Genomic DNA, 17,765 nt, shown 5'->3' with positions numbered 1-17,765 from the left:
AGCGCCTTGTTATATGCGAAATCATGATTGTCTCTCCTCCCTCGTTCTTATCCCGTCATTTTTCGCCCACCGCGGTTACGGCGCCGTCCCGCTGAGCCGGAAGCGGGGCAAGGCACGGCCCAGATCGGATTGGATGACCAGCTCAACGCGGCGGCCGATCAGGTCCTGCTCGCCCTCGGGCAGGTCGACCAGATTGGTGACCATACGCGGGCCCTCATCCAGCTCCACCACGGCGACGTTGTAAGGCAACCGGTCCTTGAAGCGCTTGTCGAAGGCGGTGTGATAGATCACCCAGCTCACCACCGTGGCGGTGCCCTTCGCTGCTTCCCATCGCCATTCCGCTGACCAGCAATGCGGACATTCGCTGCGGGGCGGCAGCCAGGGCTTACCGCACGTATCGCAACGCTGGAAGGTCAGGCGGCCCGCGTCGAGCGCTGCCCAATATTCATCGCCTGCCGGCCCCCAATCCGATGAAGGTGTTTGCTGCTCGGATGATGTCATATTGCTCATTGGCCGAGGATCAATGTCGAGTGCGTATGCATGATCCCTCCCTGATTGCTGACGATGCAGGTTTTGGCGTTCTTCACCTGATTGACCGAGGTGCCGCGCATCTGACGGACTCCTTCCAGCACAAGCTGCAGGCCGGGCATGCCGGTTTCCGACAAGAGCCCGCCGGAGGTGTTGAGCGGCAGACGGCCGCCGACCTCCAGGCCCCCATCGGCCGAGATGCTCGCGAGCTCGCCCTTGCGGCAGAAGCCATAGGCCTCGAGGGTCATAGCCACGGTGATGGTGAAGCAGTCATAGATCTGGGCGACGTCGATATGCTCGGGACCGAGGCCGGCCATCTTGAATGCGGTGCGGGCCGAGACGCCCGCCATGGTCTCGGTCAGATCCGCCCTTAGCGGCACATCGCACGAGCTATGGCCCTGGCCAAAGCCGAGGATCGGCACGGGCGCGGGCACGTTCAAGGCCTTGGCCCGCTCGGCCGACATAACGACCACCGCCGCTGCTCCATCCGAAACGAGGCAGCAGTCGTCGCGCCGCAGCGGCTCCACCACCCAGGCCGCATCCGCATACATGTCGCGGGTCAGCGGCAGCTTGAGCTGGGCATGCGGATTGTTCGCGCCATGCTTGCGGCAGGCAATAGCGATATCGGCAAAGACATCAGGCGAAAGCCCGGTGTCATGGAGGTAGCGGCGGGCGATCATGGCATAGCCCGCGACCACGCTGGACCAGCCGAAGATCGCGTCGTCGCCCCAGGGCTTCTCATAGGCCTGACGGGTACCGGTGCGGGGATTATCTGCGAGGGTTACCAGAGCGATGTCGCATTGGCCGGCCTCTATGGCCATGGCGGCGAACGAGATCATCGAAATATTTGAAGCGCCGCCCTGGTCCCACACGCCGCCAACCCGCGGGGTCATTCCCATGGCCTCGGCGAGCTTCTGGCCATACATCATCTCGACACGGGAGGTCGGCACTTTGACGAACAGCGCATCCACGCTATCCTTGTCGATACCCGCATCGGCCACCGCCTTACGGCAGGCCTCCATGTTGAGGGAGATGGTCGAGCGTCCGGGCAGCTTGCCGAACGCCGTGTGGCCAATGCCGGCGATGACGGCGCGCCCACGCATCAGATCACGCCCTCCTTGCGCAACTGCTCGATCTCCTTGGCGTCCAGGCCCAAGAAGTCGCGGTAAACCTCGTCATTATCGGCGCCGAGAGTCTTGCTCGGCTCGATCTCGGGAGGTGCCTTGCCATCGAAACGCAGGGGCGTTGTGGGCAGCACCAATGGTCCAAGCAGAGGATGCTCCACATTGCGCAGCATGCCGCGCTCATGGAGATGCGGATCGTGAACCACCTCGTCGAGATCACGCACCGGCGCGCAGGGTACCCGATGCTTGCGCAGGCGATCGTAGAGCTCCTCGCGGGTGCGGGTCGACGTCCAGGCGGTGATGGTCTCGTCGACGAAATCGATGTTCTCGACGCGGGCCTTGAGACTGCCAAGGCGCGGATCACCATTGAGATCGGTGCGCTCCATGGCTTCGAGCAGAGAGGTCCAGTGGGTCTCGCTGACACAGATCAGCGCAATCCAGCCATCTGCGGCGCGATAGACATTATAAGGCGCTTCGGCCAGGCCACTGTGCCGGTTGCCGGTGCGGGTCGGGAGCTGGCCATTGCCGCCGAAATAGAGGCCAAGCGGCGAACTCAGGGAGCAATAGACCGCTTCCAGCATCGAGACCTCGACGAAATGTCCCTTGCCGGTACGCTCGCGATCGAGCAAGGCGGTCACCACCGCCGCATAGAGGTGAATGCCACCGAAGAAGTCGCAGACCGCGGGGCCCGCCTTGACCGGAGGACGATCCGGGAAGCCGGTGGTGGACATGACGCCCGATAGCGCCTGGACGGTCAGGTCCATGGCCGGGTAGTCACGATAGGGACCCGACCAGCCGAAGCCCGAGCCTGCGGCATAGACGAGGCGCGGGTTCAGCTCCATCATCACCTTGGGGCCAAGGCCGAGCCGGTCCATCACGCCGGGCGCGAAGTTCTCGAGCAGCACATCGGCCTTTGCCACCATCTCCTTCAGCAGCTTCCGGCCCTGCTCGCTCTTTATGTTGAGGGTGATGAACTCCTTGTTGGAGTTGAGCATGGCGAAGGGGACCATGGCCCCGCCGACCGCGCCGCGGCGGCGCATATTCTCGCCCTGGAGCGGCTCGATCTTGATGACGCGCGCGCCGCCCATGGCCATCAGCAGCGTCGCGTAGGGGCCATTATAGATCTGGCCGAGATCGATGACGGTGATGCCCTCCAGGGGCCGGCTTGCTCCGTTCATCACGTCAGGCCCCCTTGAAATTGGCAGGACGCTTCTCGGCGAAGGCCTGGGGCCCTTCGACCGCATCCTCGGTGAATTGCAGCATGCGGTTGGTCATTTGCTCCAAGCGCAGACCAGCGGTGAGCGGCATCTCGCGGGCGCGGACCGCGAGCTCCTTGGCTGCCTGAACCGCCAATGGCGCATTGGCGGCAATCCGGCGGGCAAGCGCCATCGCATCATCCATAAGCTTATCCGCAGGCACCACGCGATTGACGAGCCCCCAACGGGCTGCGGTTTCGGCATCGATCGGGTCGCCGGTGAGCAGCATTTCCATGCCGATCGCATAGGGAAGCTGGCTGAGGATGCGCTGGGTGCCGCCATTGCCGGCGATCACGCCGCGCTTGACCTCGGCGAGCGAGAAGGTGGCGTGCGGCGCCGCCAGCCTGATATCGGTTGCCAGCAGAAGGGTCATGCCGCCACCGAGGCAATAGCCGTTCACAGCGGCAATCACGGGTTTCCAGACCTCGAGGCCGCGGTTCAAGAGCTGCTCCTTCTGGGTCAGCCACATTTCGGCAAGGCCGGGCGGCTTGGAGACGAAGCTCTTGAGATCGGCACCGGTGGTGAAGGAGCGATCGCCCGCGCCTGTCACCACGGCGACGCGGATTTCCTCCTCGTCGCGCACCCGCATCCAGGCGCGCGACAGGCCGGCGTAATGTTCCGCATCCATCGCGTTCAGCCGTTCCGGCCGGTTGATGGTGATGACGGCGATGCCGTCCTTCACATCCACATCGATCGACATCAGGCCACCTGACTCAAAAGATCGCGGGCGACCACCATGCGGTGGACTTCGGACGGTCCCTCGCCAATGCGCTTGATGCGCATCTCGCGATACCAGCGCTCTAACGGCATCTCGGCGGCAACGCCAAGGCCACCGAAGATCTGAATGCAGCGGTCGACGATGCGCCCGGCGGTTTCGGTGGCGAAGACCTTGCAAATCGAGGCGTCGATCTTGATGTCCTTGCCGAGATCGGCATTCCAAGCCGCCTGGAACACCAAGAGCCGGGCGGCCCTCAGCTCGATCTCGGAATCAGCGATCATCCATTGGATCGCCTGCTTGTCCGCCAGCGGCGTCTTGAAGGTCTTGCGTTCGCGCGCCCATTTGATGGCCATACGCAGGGCGGCATCAGCAATGCCGAGGGTTGCCGCCGCATAGGGCACTCGGCCATGCACCAGCCAGGTCTCAGCCAGCTTGAAGCCCTCGCCCTCCTCGCCGAGCCGGTTCTCGACAGGGATCTCGCAATTGTCGAAGGTGAGCTCGTAAGGAGAATAGGAGCGAATCACCGGAATGCGCTTCAGGGTCAGGCCCGGCGTTTCCTTATCGACGATGAAGGAGGTGATATTGCCACGCGCCTTCTCGCTGCCGGTGCGGGCGAAGACGATGCCCCATTTCGCCTGGCTCGCGCCGGAGATCCACACCTTGGTGCCATTCAGCACATAGCGGTCGCCTTTACGTTCGGCGCGGGTTTCGATGGCGCGGGCCGGGTCCGAACCGCCAGAGGGCTCGGAGATCGCCACAAAGGTCTTGTCGCCGGATTCGATCACCGGGATCGCGAATTTCTCTATCTGCTGCTTGGTGCCCTTGAAAATGACGTTCGGCGGATCGAAGCCGAAAGCACCGCAGGCGGGGATATAGGCACCCATCCGGCACTTCGCCGCCTCTTCGGCCACGAGACATTGCGCGAGCAGGCTCAGGCCCGCACCGCCATATTCGGCCGGGGTCTGCACCTGCCATAAGCCAACCTCCCGCGCCTTGGCCTGCAGCCGTTTCAGCGCATCCTCAGGCAGGGTGAAGGCGTCGTGCTCGACCTTCTCTTCTTCGGGAAGAACCTCGCGTTCCATGAAGCGCCGCGCGGTCTGCTGCAGCATCACCAGTTCCGACGGCAGTTCCCAACTTCCATTGTCGTTCATTCGTTCGAGCCTCGATTTGAACAGGCACCCACCGACGAAGCGGCGCGAGCGGCTCCAGGAGCCGTGCGTCATCGCGGCCAAGCACGCAGCCGCGCATGGCTTCCTCAGGAAATCTTTTGGATTGCTGCGAGAGCCGAGACATCATCCCAGCAGTCCTCCCTGCAACGCTCTTCGCGGCGTCTCGTCCCCAGGATTGTCCAGGCGGCGACAACCTGTCAATAAATTATCGGACCAAATTCGCTGAAAATTATCAGACCAAACCGCTTGACGGAGTTTTTGTGGCGTTCCTATGATCAGGCAGGCTCACCGGAAGAGTGGGCGAGGATCATCGGGAGGAAAGTGCCTTGGCGCGATCTTGGCCATACCGGATCTGCTGAAGCCACAGTTCTCCGACGTGATTCTGTCGATTTCCAAAACGACCGAGCGGAGGCCATACTGTGGCAGGCATTGTCGGCATCGACGTGGGCGGTACGTTCACGGATCTTTTTTATTCCACGGACGGCATCAATGCCGATCGCATCTGCAAGGTCCCGTCGACCCCGCAGGATCCCTCGAACGGTCTCATCGACGCGCTGAACCGCGCGGAGATTCCAGCGGACGGCGTGGACCTGATCCTGCACGGCACCACCATCGCCACCAATGCGCTGATCGAGCGGCGCGGTGCGCGCTGTGCGCTCATCACCACGAAGGGCTTTCGCGACGTGCTGGAGCTCGGGCGCCGCGACCGGCCGCATTTCTACGGACTCACGGGCCTGCAGAACCCGCTCATTCCCAGGGATTATCGCTGGGAAATCACGGAGCGGATGAATTTCAAAGGCGAAGTGCTGACGCCGATCGATGAGCAGGAGGTGCGAGCGCTCGGCCAAGTGCTCAAAGAGCAGGATGTCGAAGCGATCGTCATCTCGCTGCTGCATGCCTATGCCAATCCCGCCCACGAGCTAAAGATCGCCGAGATCCTCCGCGAGATCGAGCCCGCATGGGAGATTGTCACCTCCGCCAGCGTCATTCGCGAATATTACGAGTTCGAGCGGACCAGCACCGCCGTGGTTCAGGGTTATCTGCAGCCGCTGATCTCGCGCTATGCGGATAATCTCCTGAACCGCCTCAACGATTGGGGCTTCGGCAAGCACACGCTGGTGATGCAGTCCAATGGCGGGCTCGTGCCGGTGAAGCAGCTGCAGGAGCGTGCCGCCCATGTGGTGCGCTCCGGCCCCGCCGCCGGGGTGATCGCAGCCGCCCGGATCGCTGCGGAAGCGGGGTTTGACCGGGTCATCACCGGCGATATGGGTGGCACCAGCTTCGATGTCGCCGTGGTGATCGACGGCGAGCCCGAGATCTCGCCGACCACCAATCTCGAATTTCGCGTGCCATTGCGCCTGTCGATGATCAATGTGCATACGATCGGCGCGGGCGGCGGCTCGATCGCCTCGATCGATCGCGGCGGCATCCTGCAGGTCGGGCCACGCAGCGCCGGGGCAAGGCCCGGCCCGGTGTGCTTCGGCCATGGCGGCACGGAGCCAACGGTGACGGATGCCAATCTGGTGCTCAACCGCATCAATGCGGAAGATCCGATCGGCCTCACCAATCGCCGGACGCTCGATGTGGAAGGCGCGCGCCAGGCGATCGGCCGCTTGGGCGAGCAGCTCGGCCTGGGCGTTGAGGAGACGGCAGAAGCCATTCTTGCGGTCGTCAACCAGAACATGGCCGGGCGCACGCGGCTGCTGTCCATCGAGCGCGGGTATGATCCGCGCGACTTCGCGCTGGTGATCTTCGGCGGGGCCGGCCCGCTGCACGGGGCGGCCATCATTCGGGCCGTCGGGATTCGCACCATGCTGGTGCCGCCTTCACCGGGCGTGCTGTGCGCCATGGGCTGCGCGGTGGCGGATGTGCGCTATGACATCTCGCGCACGGTAGCACGGCGCACCGACAGTTTCGATAAGATGGAGATCGCGGCCATTCTCGCCGAGCAGCAGCAGGAGGGCGAGGAAAAGCTCCGGGCGAATGACGTGCTCATCAAGCATGTGGCCGTCGCCCATTTCGCCGAAATGGCCTATGCGGGCCAGATCCACACATTGCGCGTGCCGATCGAAAGCGGCTGGGGCCCCGACCGCATCGGGCGTGCCTTCGAGGATGTCTACCGCAAGGAATATGGCAATACGCTGGGGGAGATCGCCACCACCATCGTGTCGTTCCGCACGGCCGTTCAAGGTATGCGCGAGCATGTGCGGCGCGATCTGCCGGTGCCGAAACAAATCCCCGCTCCGCCGCCGAGAGCCACAAGGCCGGTCTATTTCGGTGGCTGGCACGACACACCCATTCACGACCGGCACGCTTTGCAGCCCGGCATGGTGGTTGCCGGGCCGGCCATTATCGAGCAGGCGGACACCACAATCGTGATCGAGCCCGACATGGCGGCGCGGGTCGACGCCTATGGCAACCTTCTGGTGGAGATCGGCTGATGGATCCCGTAACCCTCGCCGTGGTGCGCGGCGCGCTCGAACAGATCGCCGACGAGATGGACCTGCATCTCATTCATGCGGCCATTTCACCGATCATCTCCGAAACCAATGACTGCGCCCACGGGATCTTCCATCCGAAGAATGGTGAGACGATCGCCCAGGGCCGGTTCGGGCTGCCGGTCTTCCTGGCCAATATGCAGTTCACGGTACAGAACCTGATCCCCATCGCCGAGAAGGCCGGCGGCTTCAAGCCAGGGGACGTGTGGATCCTGAACGACCCCTATCTCTGCGGCACGCATCTGCAGGATGTGGTGCTCGTCGCGCCGCATTTCGTCGATGGCGAGCTGTTCGCGCTGCTCGCCAGCACCGGCCATTGGATGGATATTGGCGGTGCCGTGCCAGGGGGCTGGGCACCTTCCGCGCAGGATATCCACACCGAAGGCGTGCTCATCCCGCCGGTCAAGCTCTATGACCAGGGCAAACTCAATGATTCGCTGGTTTCGATGTTCACGCGCAATGTGCGGCTGCCGACCCAGATCGAAGGCGATCTCTTCGCCATGGCCAATGTGTTCACGGTCGCGCGGCGCGGGCTTGATTCGCTGATTCAGCGCTATGGGGCCGAGACCTTGCGCGACTGCATCACCGAGATGATCGACCGCTCCGAACGCCAGATGCGGTCCTATATCGAGGAGATTCCCGACGGCACCTATTATGCGGAAGACTACCTCGACAATGACGGCATCGTGGACAAGCCGATCAAGTTCGCGCTGTCGCTCACCGTGGAAGGCTCATCGCTGCATTTCGACTTCTCGCAATCCGACCCCGCAGCACGCGGGCCGGTGAACCTTGCGCGCAGCACCACTCAATCCACCTGCTATATCGCGCTCAAGCACATTTTCCCGGAAGTGCCGATCAATGGCGGCGTGTTCCGCCCGACCCGCTTCACCATTCCGGAGGGCTCCATCGTCTCGGCGGCCTATCCCTCGCCGGTCTCGGGCTATCTCGAACCGATCGGCCGGGTGTTCGACGTGGTGCTCGGGACGCTGGCCCAGGCCATCCCGCAGCGGGTGCCCGCCCCGGCTTTCGGCACAGTCGGGGTGGTCACCGTGGGTGGCCGGCATCCGGCGACCAATCAATACTACGTGGCGGTCTTCCCTTATCCGGGCGGCTATGGCGGCCATTCCAAGGGCGATGGCCTGGTGCATGGCACCCCGCCCATCTCCATGGCCAATTTCATGTCCATCGAGATGTCGGAGCATCGCTATCCCCTGCAGTTCCAAGAATATGCGTTGCGTGAGGATTCCGGCGGGGCCGGCAAGTTCCGCGGCGGCTGCGGCTCGCAATATCAGTTCACCGTGCTCTCGGATGCGGTGGTCTCGGCCTTGGGCGATCGGGTCGATCACAAGCCCTTCGGCATCGCCGGCGGGAAGGACGCAGCGCCGAGCGTTGTGCGCGTGAACAATGGCGGCCGCGAGACCACACCGCCCATGCGCAGCAAGATGGAAAAGCAGCCGATGGCGGCCGGCGACTGGCTGTTCGCCGCCTCACCAGGGGGCGGCGGGTTTGGCGATCCGCTCACCCGGGCGCTCGATGCGGTCGAGCGCGACCTCAACCTCGGCTATATTTCGCGCGCCACTGCCGAGGACATTTATGGCGTGGTGATTGCCGAGGAGCAAAGACTCGGTGACCGCTCGCGGTATCGTCTCGATGCGGAGGCAAGCGCCGCCAAGCGCGATCGCCTGCAATCGGGCCAGCAGGAGAAGGTGCCGGCCGGGCTGCACGCATGACCGCCCACGCAGGCGCGCCAGTGTTCTCGATCGGGGGCGGTGCCGGATTTGCCGGCGACCGCACGGATGCGGCGGTGCGCCTTGCCGCCTCCGGCGAGGTCAATGCCATCGGGCTCGAATGCCTGGCCGAGCGCACCCTGATCGCGGCGCTCACTGCCCGGGCGGCGGACCCAGAGGCCGGTGCCGACCCGCGCCTCAGGCGGCGCCTTTCACCGCTGCTTCCCCATGTCCGGAGAAGTGGCTGCCGGATCATTTCCAATCTGGGCGCGGCCAATCCGTGTTCAGCAGCGCGCAAGGTTGTCGCCCTCGCCCGGGAGCTCGATGTCGGCTCCTTGCGTATCGCCGCCATTGAGGGCGATGATGTGATGGGCCAGCTGGACAAAGTGCGCTGGGAGGAGGCGCTGCCCGGCCGGCTCATCGGGGCACATGCCTATATCGGCTCGCAGATGATCGCGCGGGCGATCGATGAGGACGCCGATATCGTGATCACCGGGCGCGCCGCCGATTCCGCCCTGTTCGCGGGGCCCCTGCTGCCGCATCTCGATCAGGCGCCTGAGGCGATCGCCATGGCGCTTACGGTCGGTCATCTGCTGGAATGTTCGGGCCAGGTCACCGGCGGCAATTATGAGCGTCCGGGCGGTGGCGGGCTCGATGCGCGATCGCTCGCCGATCTCGGTTTCCCCATTGCCCATGTGCAGCGCGACGGCACGGCCGAAATCACCGTGCTCGATCATGATCCCGGTATTGTCGATCGCCTCACCTGCACGCTGCAGCTGCTTTACGAGGTGCACGATCCAAGCCGCTATATCACGCCCGACGGGGTGGTCGATTTCACCACCACCCGCATCGAGGAAATCGGTCCGCGGCGGGTGCGGGTGTCGGGCACCGGCTTCCGCCCGGCACCACGCGATCTCAAGGTGGTGGGCTTCGCGGAAGAGCCGGGCATGATTGCGGATGTGGAAATGGGACTTGCGGGTTCCGGCGCCCATGAGCGCGCATTGCGGGCTGCGGACGTGCTCCGCTATCGCCTCCGTGACTGGCCGCAAGAGGATCTCCGCATCGACATCGTCGGCATCGATTCAATCCTCGGCGGTGCATCCCGGCCCGCCAATGCGGCGGCCAACGAGCTGCGCGTGCATGTGTCGGCGCGCTGCCCGGATGTGGAGGCCGCGCAGATCATCGAGGATGAGGTCTATGCGCTCACCCTCTCCGGCCCTGGCGGAGGCGGTAGTCTGCGTTCGGAGAAGCGCCGCAACATCGCGACCGTCACCGGCTTCATCGATCGCGACGCCGTGCCCCTGTCGCTCACCTGGGAGGCAAGCCGATGAGGGTGGGCGACATCGCCGTCGGGCGCTCGGGCGACAAGGGCGATATCCTCGACCTCACCCTGGTTGCGGTGGATGACGAGGCCTATCGTTTCCTTGAACAGCACCTCACAGCCGAGATGGCCGCTCGAGCCCTGAGCCGCGCCATGCCAGGCACAGTCACCCGGTATGCCGTACCGGGCCTGCGCGCGCTCAAATTCGTCATCCCCGGCGCCCTGCCCGGCGGCGTGCATGCCTCCTTGCATGCCGGCATGCATTGGCAGAAATCGGCCATCTCCATTCTGCTCGACCTGGAGATCGACGAGAGATAAGGCCGTGTAGCTCCTGAATGCTCCGGTCAAGCCGGAGCATGACGACATTTCCGCTTCAGAGACTTACGTCAGCACGGTCTCCTGCATGTCCGCCCCGGCTTCACTCCGGCCGCTGCGGGCTCAGGGCTGATTCCGGCATCTGCATGGGCTGGTCGATGTCGAGGCCAGTGCGGTCATAGGCGCGGTGGAAGTCGGCCATGTGCCGGGTCATCCACTCCCGCACCGTGACCTTGTCGCGCTTCTCGATCGCATCGAGGATCACCGCGTGCGCATGGATCACGCGGTCATAGGTCTTGAGCCGGGGCAAGATGATCTGTCCGGCCGGCATGAACAGAAGGCTGATCGGCTCGCGCATCATCACGATCACTTTGTTGCGGGTGGCGAGCGCCAGGAGATCGTGAAATTCAGTATCCAGCCGCACGAAGGCTTCCGTATCGTGCACGCTTTCGCGCATGGCCCGGAGGTTCTCGTGCAGGCGTGCCAGCTCGTCATCGGTGATGTGATCGACCGCCATCTCGGCGGCGGCCGGTTCGGTCAGCATGGACGCTTCCCACAGCTCACGGAAGCTCACCTTGTGCATGGACAGGGCGCGAGAGGCGCGGCTCGCCAGATCCTGGAAGTGCGGCAGCGTCACCTCCAGGGTGGTGCGGCCAAAGCGGGTCACCAGCCCGCTCTGCTCCAAGAGGCGGATACCTTCGCGCACGGTCGAGCGGTGCACGCCGAATTGCTTGGCAAGCTCGATCTCGGAGGGGAGCTTGTCGCCCGTCTTCAGCCGGCCCATGAGAATGTTGCGTTCGATGGCTTCCGCCACCACCCGATAAGCGGGGTGCACGGTGAGCTTATCGAACAGTGGTTCTGCCATTCACCCAATCTCCCTTGCCGGTCGTAGCACTTACGCAAAACTGCCGCGGATGCCAACAGCGCTTGTCACCGGCCGCCATGCGACAGCAGCACCGATACTGCCGAGGGCGCAGTTTCGAGGATTTCCAGCAGCACCTCGACGCGCTCGCGCAAATGCAGGATGTGGCCGGCGAGGAACGGATCGGCGCCCTGCTCGAGCCGCGAGGCCAGATCCCGGATCTCGAGGACGAGCGCGCGCTGCTCATCCAGCGATAAGGCCGCTTGAGGTATTGCCCCGCCCGTCATTTGCTCAGCTCTCCGCTGCGAAAGCCCTCTGCCCGCTCGTCCTTCCAGCGCCGGCTCTTGTATTCGTAGCTCGGCAGCTCGGCGCGATTAACGACGAGAATCTGCATGGCGATATTGGTCGTCTGCTTCAATTCCGCGGTGAGGTCCGCAAGGAAGGCAGCGCGCTCGGCATCGCTCAAGCTGACGCCCTCCTTGAAGGCGAGTCTCAGCTCCACCTGGGTACGGCCATGATCGTCGGTGAATACGCGGCCTGCATATTCCCAGACCTTGTCGCTGCGGAACACCACGTTGTCGACCGCGCTCGGCCACATGTTGTTGCCGCGGATCTTCATCATGTCGTCGATGCGGCCGATGGTGCCGGCCTCGATGCCGATCCAATTGCGGCCGCTCGGCCCCGCGCCGGGCGGGATATAGCGGCCCTTGTCACCGGTGCGGAAGCGGATCACCGGCGAGCCGACAATATCGAGATTGGTCAGTACGATCTCGCCCTCTTCGCCGGGGGCGACCAGCTCCATGGTGTCGGGGTTCACGATCTCCACCAGCTGGTGCCATTCAAAGACCAGCATGACCCCGCGCCTGTCGCCCTGGATCGCGCCATGTTCGCAGGTGCCGGCGATGAAGCCCGCCCCTTGCGTGCTGCCATAGCCTTCGTGCAGCCTCGCGCCCCAAAACGCCTCGATGCGCTGGGCCCATTCCACAGGATAAGGCTCGGCGGCGATGTAGAGCGTGCGCAGCATGGGGAATTCGGCCTTTGGATCGATGCCCTTACGCCGGAAGGCCTCGGTGAGGGTGTGGAGATAGCTGGTCGAGGCGTAGATGAAGTGGAATTCGCGGAAGCGGCGCATCAGGTCGATCTTGGCTTCCGTCGAAGTTACACCTCCCACCGGAAACGACGTCACGCCCGCCACACGGAAGCCTTCGGTCGGGCCCCAGCCGCCGGTGGTGAGCCCGCCCGCGGGAACGCAGTTGAGTGCCGAGCACCCCCTCCGCAAACCGGCCATGTACCAAGGCAGATAGTGCATATGGCCCTGCATCGCGATATCGTGATTGGTGCGGCCATAGACCTCCTGGCCCTGGCCAGAAGTGCCGCCGGTCAGGTTCATCAGGACCACATCCTCGCGGGGCACGCCCACGCGTTCACCGAAGGGTGGATGCGCCTCCTGGTCGATAAGGCAATCCTTCTTGCCCATTGTCGGTATTCGCGCGCGGAATTCCGCCAGGCTACGGATCTCGTCAGGATTGACACCAGCCTTGTCAAAGCGCGCGCGATAGAAGCCATTCCGGGCATAGGCTCGGGCCAGCTGCCGCTTGATCTTGGCGAATTGCAGCGCCTCAAGCTCCTCACGCCTCAAGGCGCTCAGCGCCGCGATGAGGCTTGATCCATCCTCCGTCTCAGCCGTCCGGCCATCGCTCTTCAGAGCCTGCACAACCATTGGCATTCGCTCCCCATCTTCTTTTCTTGGACCTTAAGGCCTATTCACCTTTCAAATCGGGCTTGCGCTTTTCCTTGAAGGCGGCGAGGCCTTCATAGGCATCGTGCGATGTGGTCGCATAGTGATGGACATAGTGCAGCTCCAGTTCCAGAGCGGCATCGCGGGCGCCGAGCCCACCGGTATTGATCAGGTATTTGGCGCCTTTCAGCCCCAGCGGACTTTTGCGCTTCAGGTCGGCAATGAGACCATCCAGCGCGGCCTCAAGCTCGGAACGCGGCACGGAAAGGCTTGCGAGCCCGATGCGCTCGGCCTCTTCGCCGCCAATGGTCCGCCCTGTCAGCACCAGGAGCTTGGCCTTGAGCGCGCCGATCGCGCGCGGCAGGCGCTGCGAGCCGCCGGCCCCGGGCAGCTGCGCGAAATTGAGATGCCCATCGGCAATCTGCGCCTCATGGGCCGCCAGCACGATGTCACAGGCCAGCATCAGCTCCAGCCCGCCGGCCACGCAATGGCCGTGCACCACCGCGACATAGATCTTCTCCGAGCGCTCGATCTCCTCCAGCAGGAGGTTGAAATTCCGCAGGAATTTCATGAACTCGGGACGATCCCGGTACAGCTGCATATAGCCTTCGAGATCACCGCCCGCGGAAAAGGCCCGGCCGGCACCACGCAGCACGATGATCGAAACGCTACCATCCGCCTCAAGCTGCTGTACCTGCTCCAGCAATGCCGCGACTGTAAGCCGGTCGAGCGGGTTGAGCTGATCCGGGCGGTTCAGTGTTATGGTCGCCACCCCATCCTCAACAGCGCAGAGCACACGCTCCTGTTGGTCACCTGCAGCCTCATTCACCGCCGCCATCCGCTCGCCGCCTCGTTCTTTGTCGCAATCTGAAGGCACGGGGCGCCGATTGCAGCAGGTTAACGCCACTGTTCCCAAGAGCCGGTCGCCCCCATTTGAGTCATGATTATGCGGCTTGTCCGACATGCGGTCAATCGCATCACAGGAGCCATAGCCTCTTGAGAAGGTTTCGCCTTGACCTCTTGTCCGACAAGCGGTGAATAGTATACGAAAGAACCTCACGCGACCCGGATGGCAGCCATGTTCACCCTCAGGGATAAATACGCGATCGCCGGCATCGGCGAGACCGCCTATACGAAGAACTCCGGAACGACCGTGCTGAACCTCGCCGTCGAGGCCTGTCAGAAGGCGGCCGATGACGCGGGCGTGCCGGTCGAGGAGATCGACGGCATCGTCAGTTATAATTTCGGCGATTCAGTCCCCGCCATCGGCGTGGCGACCGCGCTTGGCATTCCCAATGCCGGCTATGCCGTCGATTTTGCCGGGGGCGGCAATGCTGCAAATCTCATCACGTTGACCGCTGCGGCGGCGATCGAGGCGGGCCTTGCCAAATCGGTCCTGTGTTTCCGGGCCATGAATGGCCGCTCCGGCTTCCGTTTGGGCGGCGGCCGCGAGTTCCAGGCCCGCGGCATCACTCAGTATACGGCTCCCTTCGGCTGGATCACTTATCCGCAGGCGATGGCCATGTGGTGCCGCCGGCACATGATCGAATATGGCACCACCGCCGAGCAGCTCGGCAGTGTGGCAGTCACCTTCCGGGAGAATGCATCGCTCAACGAGCGCGCGATGCAGCGCGAGCGGATCACCATGGATGATTACATGGCCTCGCGCTTCATCGTCGAGCCGTTCCGGATGCTCGATATCTGCCTGGAGAGCGATGGCGCCTGCGCTGTTCTGGTCACCAAGGCGGAGCATGCGCGCGACCTCAAGCACAAGCCGGTCTACATCATGGGCGGTGCCTATGGCGGAGGCCCCAACCAGGGCGAAGACCTATTCGATGCCATTCGCTGGCCCGATCACTCCCAGAATTATGCGGCCTATATCGCAGACGACCTCTGGCGCAGCGCCGGCGTTGGCCCAAGCGATGTGGACGTGGCCGAGATCTACGACTGCTTCACCTATAGCGTGATCATGCAGCTCGAAGGCTTTGGCTTCTGCAAGCCCGGCGAGGGCGGGCCGTTCGTGGCCAGCGGTGCGATCAAGCGCGACGGCAGCCTGCCGCTCAACACCCATGGAGGCCTCTTGTCGGAGGCCTATATCCACGGCCTCAATCACGTGCTCGAGGCGGTGCGGCAGCTGCGTGGCGATGCCGGACCACGACAGATCGCCGATGCGGAAATTGCCCTCACCACCGCGGGTGCCATGACCTGCGGCAGTGCCATGGTGCTCAGGGCCTGAGGATTAGAGCCATGAACGACTTCTCCAAGCCGGTCCCCGTTGCCGATAGTGATTCCGCGCCGTTCTGGGAAGGCTGCCGTGCGCATCGGCTGATGATCCAGCGCTGCGGGAGCTGTAAGACGCCACGGTTTCCGCCCATGCGGACCTGCCCAAAATGCCATTCCACAGAGACGGAGTGGTTCAAAGCTTCGGGCCGCGGCACGGTCTATAGCTGGATCGTGGTGCAGCACCCGGTGCCGCGCGAAGTCTATGGCCAAGACGTTCCCTATGTGGTCGCCCTCATCGATCTCGAAGAAGGGGTGCGGATGGTGAGCAACGTCATCGGCCTTGATCCCCATGCGATCATTGGGAACATGCCGGTCGAGGTGACCTTCGAAGAGGGCCAGGGGGGCGTCGTGCTACCGAAGTTCAAGCCACGCGAGGCGTGACCGCCATGCCATCCTTCGATCTTACCGGTAGAACAGCCTTCATCACCGGCGGTGGCGGCGGGTTGGGCAGCATGGCTTGCCGCACCTTGGCCAATGCGGGCGCGGCCGTGGCGGTGGTCGCCCGGTCGCTCGACAAGTGCGAGGCGGTGGCCCAGGCCGTCCGTGAGCACGGCGGCAGGGCGCTGGCCATCCAGGCCGATGTGTTGGATGCCGCCCAAATCACCGCGGCGATGGACAGATGCGAGCAGGAGCTTGGCCCGATCGACATCCTCATCAACAATGCCGGCATCACTTCGCCCAAGCGCCTCCTTGATCTTTCGGAAGAGGAATGGGACCGGATCGTCGATGTCAGCCTGAAAGGTGCGTTCCTCTGCAGCAAGACCGTGGCGCCGCGCATGATCGAGCGCGGGCGCGGGCGCATCATCAATATGGGCTCGATCCTCGCGGCCCGGGCCCTTGCGCGCCGTTCGGCCTATTCCGCGGCAAAGGCCGGGCTCGTCAACTTCACCCGGGCCTGCGCCATCGAGCTCGGGCCGCATGGCATCACGGTGAATGCGCTCGGGCCCACGGTGATCGTCACTGATCTCAATCGCGACATGGTGGCCAAGCACCCGCAATATTATCAGGCGATCATCGACCGCACGCCACTCGGCCGGCTCGGCGAGATCAGCGATCTCGAAGGCCCGCTGTTGTTCCTTGCTTCCGACGCGGCCGGCTTCGTCAATGGCCAGACGCTCTATGTGGATGGCGGCTATTCAGCCAGCTGAGGTATGATGACCCTGACCACGCCCAAGGCTTCTCCCGCGGCTCTCGATGGCGCGGCGCTGGCCGCCTATCTCGCACCGCGCCTCGAGGGCGACTGGCGCGACCTCGAGATTACGCCGTTTACCGGCGGCCAGTCCAACCCGACATTCCTGCTCCGCGCCGGCGATCGGCATTATGTGCTGCGCAAGCGGCCGCCGGGGCCGCTGTTGCCTTCCGCCCATGCCATCGATCGGGAATATCGGGTGATGCAGGCGCTTAGGACAACGCCAGTGCCGGTGCCGCGCCTGCATCTGTTCTGCGAAGATGAAACGATCCTCGGCACCACGTTCTTCATCATGGATTATGTGGCGGGGCGGGTGATCAAGGAGCCGGAACTTCCCGGCCTCTCACCTCAGGAGCGTGCAGCCACATATGACGCCATGGCCGCCTGTCTCGCCGCCCTGCACCAGGTCGATCTCAACGCTGCGGGCCTTGCGGATTACGGCCGGCCGCAAGGCTATTATGCCCGCCAGGTGAAGCGCTGGGGCGAGCAGTATCGCGCGAGCGAGACGCACAGCATTGCCGAGATGGAAGAGCTGATCGCCTGGCTGCCCGCCAATTTGCCGGCAGAGGGTCCCGCATCGCTCGTGCATGGCGATTTCCGCCTCGAAAACCTGATCCTGCATCCATCCGAGCCAAAGATTCTGGCGGTGCTGGATTGGGAACTTTCCACGCTGGGCGATCCGCTCGGTGATCTCGCCTATAACTGCCTGCCCTGGCATCTGCCGCCGCATGCCTTCGGCGGTCTCAAAGGGCGCGACCTTGCAGGAAGCGGCATTCCGCGGGAGGCAGACTATCTCCAGGCCTATTGCCGCCTTACGGGCCGCAGCCATATCGACCAGTGGCATTTCTATGTGGCTTTCGCCCTGTTCCGGCTGGCCGCCATTCTGCAGGGCGTGTTCAAGCGGGCGCTCGATGGCAACGCGGCCTCGCCGGACGCCCGCCAGCGTGGCGCCCTCGCATCTGTTTGCGCTCAAGCCGGTTGGGCCGCCATAGTGGAAGCACGTTGATGCGCTGAGCGGCGCGCGGATGTGTTGAGGA

17 protein-coding genes are annotated in these 17,765 nt (G+C 63.8%); 8 read left to right on the top strand and 9 right to left on the bottom strand.

Annotated elements, in window-relative coordinates:
* Window positions 1-75: 75 nt before the first annotated feature.
* Genes RCF49_RS17525 through RCF49_RS17505 form a run of 5 tightly spaced genes read right to left on the bottom strand, consistent with a single transcriptional unit; the run spans window position 76 to window position 4,777 of the window.
* Window positions 76-510: a Zn-ribbon domain-containing OB-fold protein gene (locus RCF49_RS17525; protein WP_342641070.1), complete on the bottom strand. Its 435-nt coding sequence runs from the start codon at window positions 508-510 to the stop codon at window positions 76-78.
* Complete coding sequence (locus RCF49_RS17520) at window positions 507-1,631, bottom strand: thiolase family protein (protein ID WP_342641069.1); 1,125 nt, start codon at window positions 1,629-1,631, stop codon at window positions 507-509. The genes RCF49_RS17525 and RCF49_RS17520 overlap by 4 nt, the downstream gene beginning before the upstream one ends.
* Window positions 1,631-2,830 (bottom strand): CaiB/BaiF CoA transferase family protein, encoded by a 1,200-nt coding sequence (locus tag RCF49_RS17515; protein ID WP_342644231.1) that lies wholly within the window; start codon window positions 2,828-2,830, stop codon window positions 1,631-1,633. Before RCF49_RS17515 ends, RCF49_RS17520 begins: the two co-directional genes overlap by 1 nt.
* A gap of 4 nt (window positions 2,831-2,834) precedes the next feature.
* Window positions 2,835-3,608: an enoyl-CoA hydratase/isomerase family protein gene (locus RCF49_RS17510; protein WP_342641068.1), complete on the bottom strand. Its 774-nt coding sequence runs from the start codon at window positions 3,606-3,608 to the stop codon at window positions 2,835-2,837.
* Window positions 3,608-4,777 carry an acyl-CoA dehydrogenase family protein gene (locus RCF49_RS17505; RefSeq protein WP_342641067.1) on the bottom strand — a complete coding sequence of 390 codons (1,170 nt, stop codon included), beginning with the start codon at window positions 4,775-4,777 and terminating at the stop codon, window positions 3,608-3,610. The genes RCF49_RS17510 and RCF49_RS17505 overlap by 1 nt, the downstream gene beginning before the upstream one ends.
* 437 nt (window positions 4,778-5,214) lie before the next feature.
* Between RCF49_RS17505 and RCF49_RS17500 the strand changes: the two genes are divergently transcribed.
* From RCF49_RS17500 to RCF49_RS17485, 4 genes are read left to right on the top strand one after another with little or no spacing between them, the layout of a single operon-like run.
* The gene (locus RCF49_RS17500) at window positions 5,215-7,236 is read left to right on the top strand and encodes a hydantoinase/oxoprolinase family protein (RefSeq protein ID WP_342641066.1); all 2,022 of its coding nucleotides are present in this window, start codon (window positions 5,215-5,217) and stop codon (window positions 7,234-7,236) included.
* Complete coding sequence (locus RCF49_RS17495) at window positions 7,236-9,023, top strand: hydantoinase B/oxoprolinase family protein (RefSeq protein WP_342641065.1); 1,788 nt, start codon at window positions 7,236-7,238, stop codon at window positions 9,021-9,023. The genes RCF49_RS17500 and RCF49_RS17495 overlap by 1 nt, the downstream gene beginning before the upstream one ends.
* Complete coding sequence (locus RCF49_RS17490; RefSeq protein WP_342641064.1) at window positions 9,020-10,351, top strand: acyclic terpene utilization AtuA family protein; 1,332 nt, start codon at window positions 9,020-9,022, stop codon at window positions 10,349-10,351. Before RCF49_RS17495 ends, RCF49_RS17490 begins: the two co-directional genes overlap by 4 nt.
* Window positions 10,348-10,659 carry an AtuA-related protein gene (locus RCF49_RS17485; protein WP_342641063.1) on the top strand — a complete coding sequence of 104 codons (312 nt, stop codon included), beginning with the start codon at window positions 10,348-10,350 and terminating at the stop codon, window positions 10,657-10,659. The genes RCF49_RS17490 and RCF49_RS17485 overlap by 4 nt, the downstream gene beginning before the upstream one ends.
* A gap of 100 nt (window positions 10,660-10,759) precedes the next feature.
* Here the strand turns inward: RCF49_RS17485 and RCF49_RS17480 are convergent, their stop codons facing one another.
* The 4 genes from RCF49_RS17480 to RCF49_RS17465 form a co-directional block, all read right to left on the bottom strand.
* Window positions 10,760-11,521, bottom strand: a complete 762-nt coding sequence (locus tag RCF49_RS17480) for a FadR/GntR family transcriptional regulator (protein WP_342641062.1) — start codon at window positions 11,519-11,521, stop codon at window positions 10,760-10,762.
* 65 nt (window positions 11,522-11,586) lie between these two features.
* Complete coding sequence (locus RCF49_RS17475) at window positions 11,587-11,805, bottom strand: hypothetical protein (protein ID WP_342641061.1); 219 nt, start codon at window positions 11,803-11,805, stop codon at window positions 11,587-11,589.
* Entirely contained in the window at window positions 11,802-13,238 is a 1,437-nt protein-coding gene (locus tag RCF49_RS17470) for a phenylacetate--CoA ligase family protein (RefSeq protein WP_342641060.1), read from the bottom strand. The genes RCF49_RS17475 and RCF49_RS17470 overlap by 4 nt, the downstream gene beginning before the upstream one ends.
* A 40-nt stretch (window positions 13,239-13,278) precedes the next feature.
* Window positions 13,279-14,094, bottom strand: a complete 816-nt coding sequence (locus tag RCF49_RS17465; protein WP_342641059.1) for an enoyl-CoA hydratase/isomerase family protein — start codon at window positions 14,092-14,094, stop codon at window positions 13,279-13,281.
* Window positions 14,095-14,334: 240 nt separating this feature from the next.
* On the opposite strand from RCF49_RS17465, the gene RCF49_RS17460 reads away from it, so the two are divergent.
* The 4 genes from RCF49_RS17460 to RCF49_RS17445 are packed head-to-tail and all read left to right on the top strand — an operon-like array spanning window position 14,335 to window position 17,734.
* On the top strand, window positions 14,335-15,492 hold the full coding sequence (locus tag RCF49_RS17460; protein ID WP_342641058.1) for a thiolase C-terminal domain-containing protein: 1,158 nt from the start codon (window positions 14,335-14,337) through the stop codon (window positions 15,490-15,492).
* Window positions 15,493-15,503: 11 nt separating this feature from the next.
* Window positions 15,504-15,920 (top strand): Zn-ribbon domain-containing OB-fold protein, encoded by a 417-nt coding sequence (locus RCF49_RS17455; protein WP_342641057.1) that lies wholly within the window; start codon window positions 15,504-15,506, stop codon window positions 15,918-15,920.
* 5 nt (window positions 15,921-15,925) lie between these two features.
* Window positions 15,926-16,687, top strand: a complete 762-nt coding sequence (locus RCF49_RS17450; protein ID WP_342641056.1) for an SDR family NAD(P)-dependent oxidoreductase — start codon at window positions 15,926-15,928, stop codon at window positions 16,685-16,687.
* 3 nt (window positions 16,688-16,690) lie between these two features.
* Window positions 16,691-17,734 (top strand): phosphotransferase family protein, encoded by a 1,044-nt coding sequence (locus RCF49_RS17445; RefSeq protein WP_342641055.1) that lies wholly within the window; start codon window positions 16,691-16,693, stop codon window positions 17,732-17,734.
* Window positions 17,735-17,765 lie beyond the last annotated feature (31 nt).

Source organism: Rhodoligotrophos sp. CJ14 (genome assembly GCF_038811545.1).
Lineage (GTDB): Bacteria > Pseudomonadota > Alphaproteobacteria > Rhizobiales > Im1 > Rhodoligotrophos > Rhodoligotrophos ferricapiens.
Note: the sequence above shows the minus strand (reverse complement) of the source record. Positions and strands in the feature narration are given on the sequence as shown.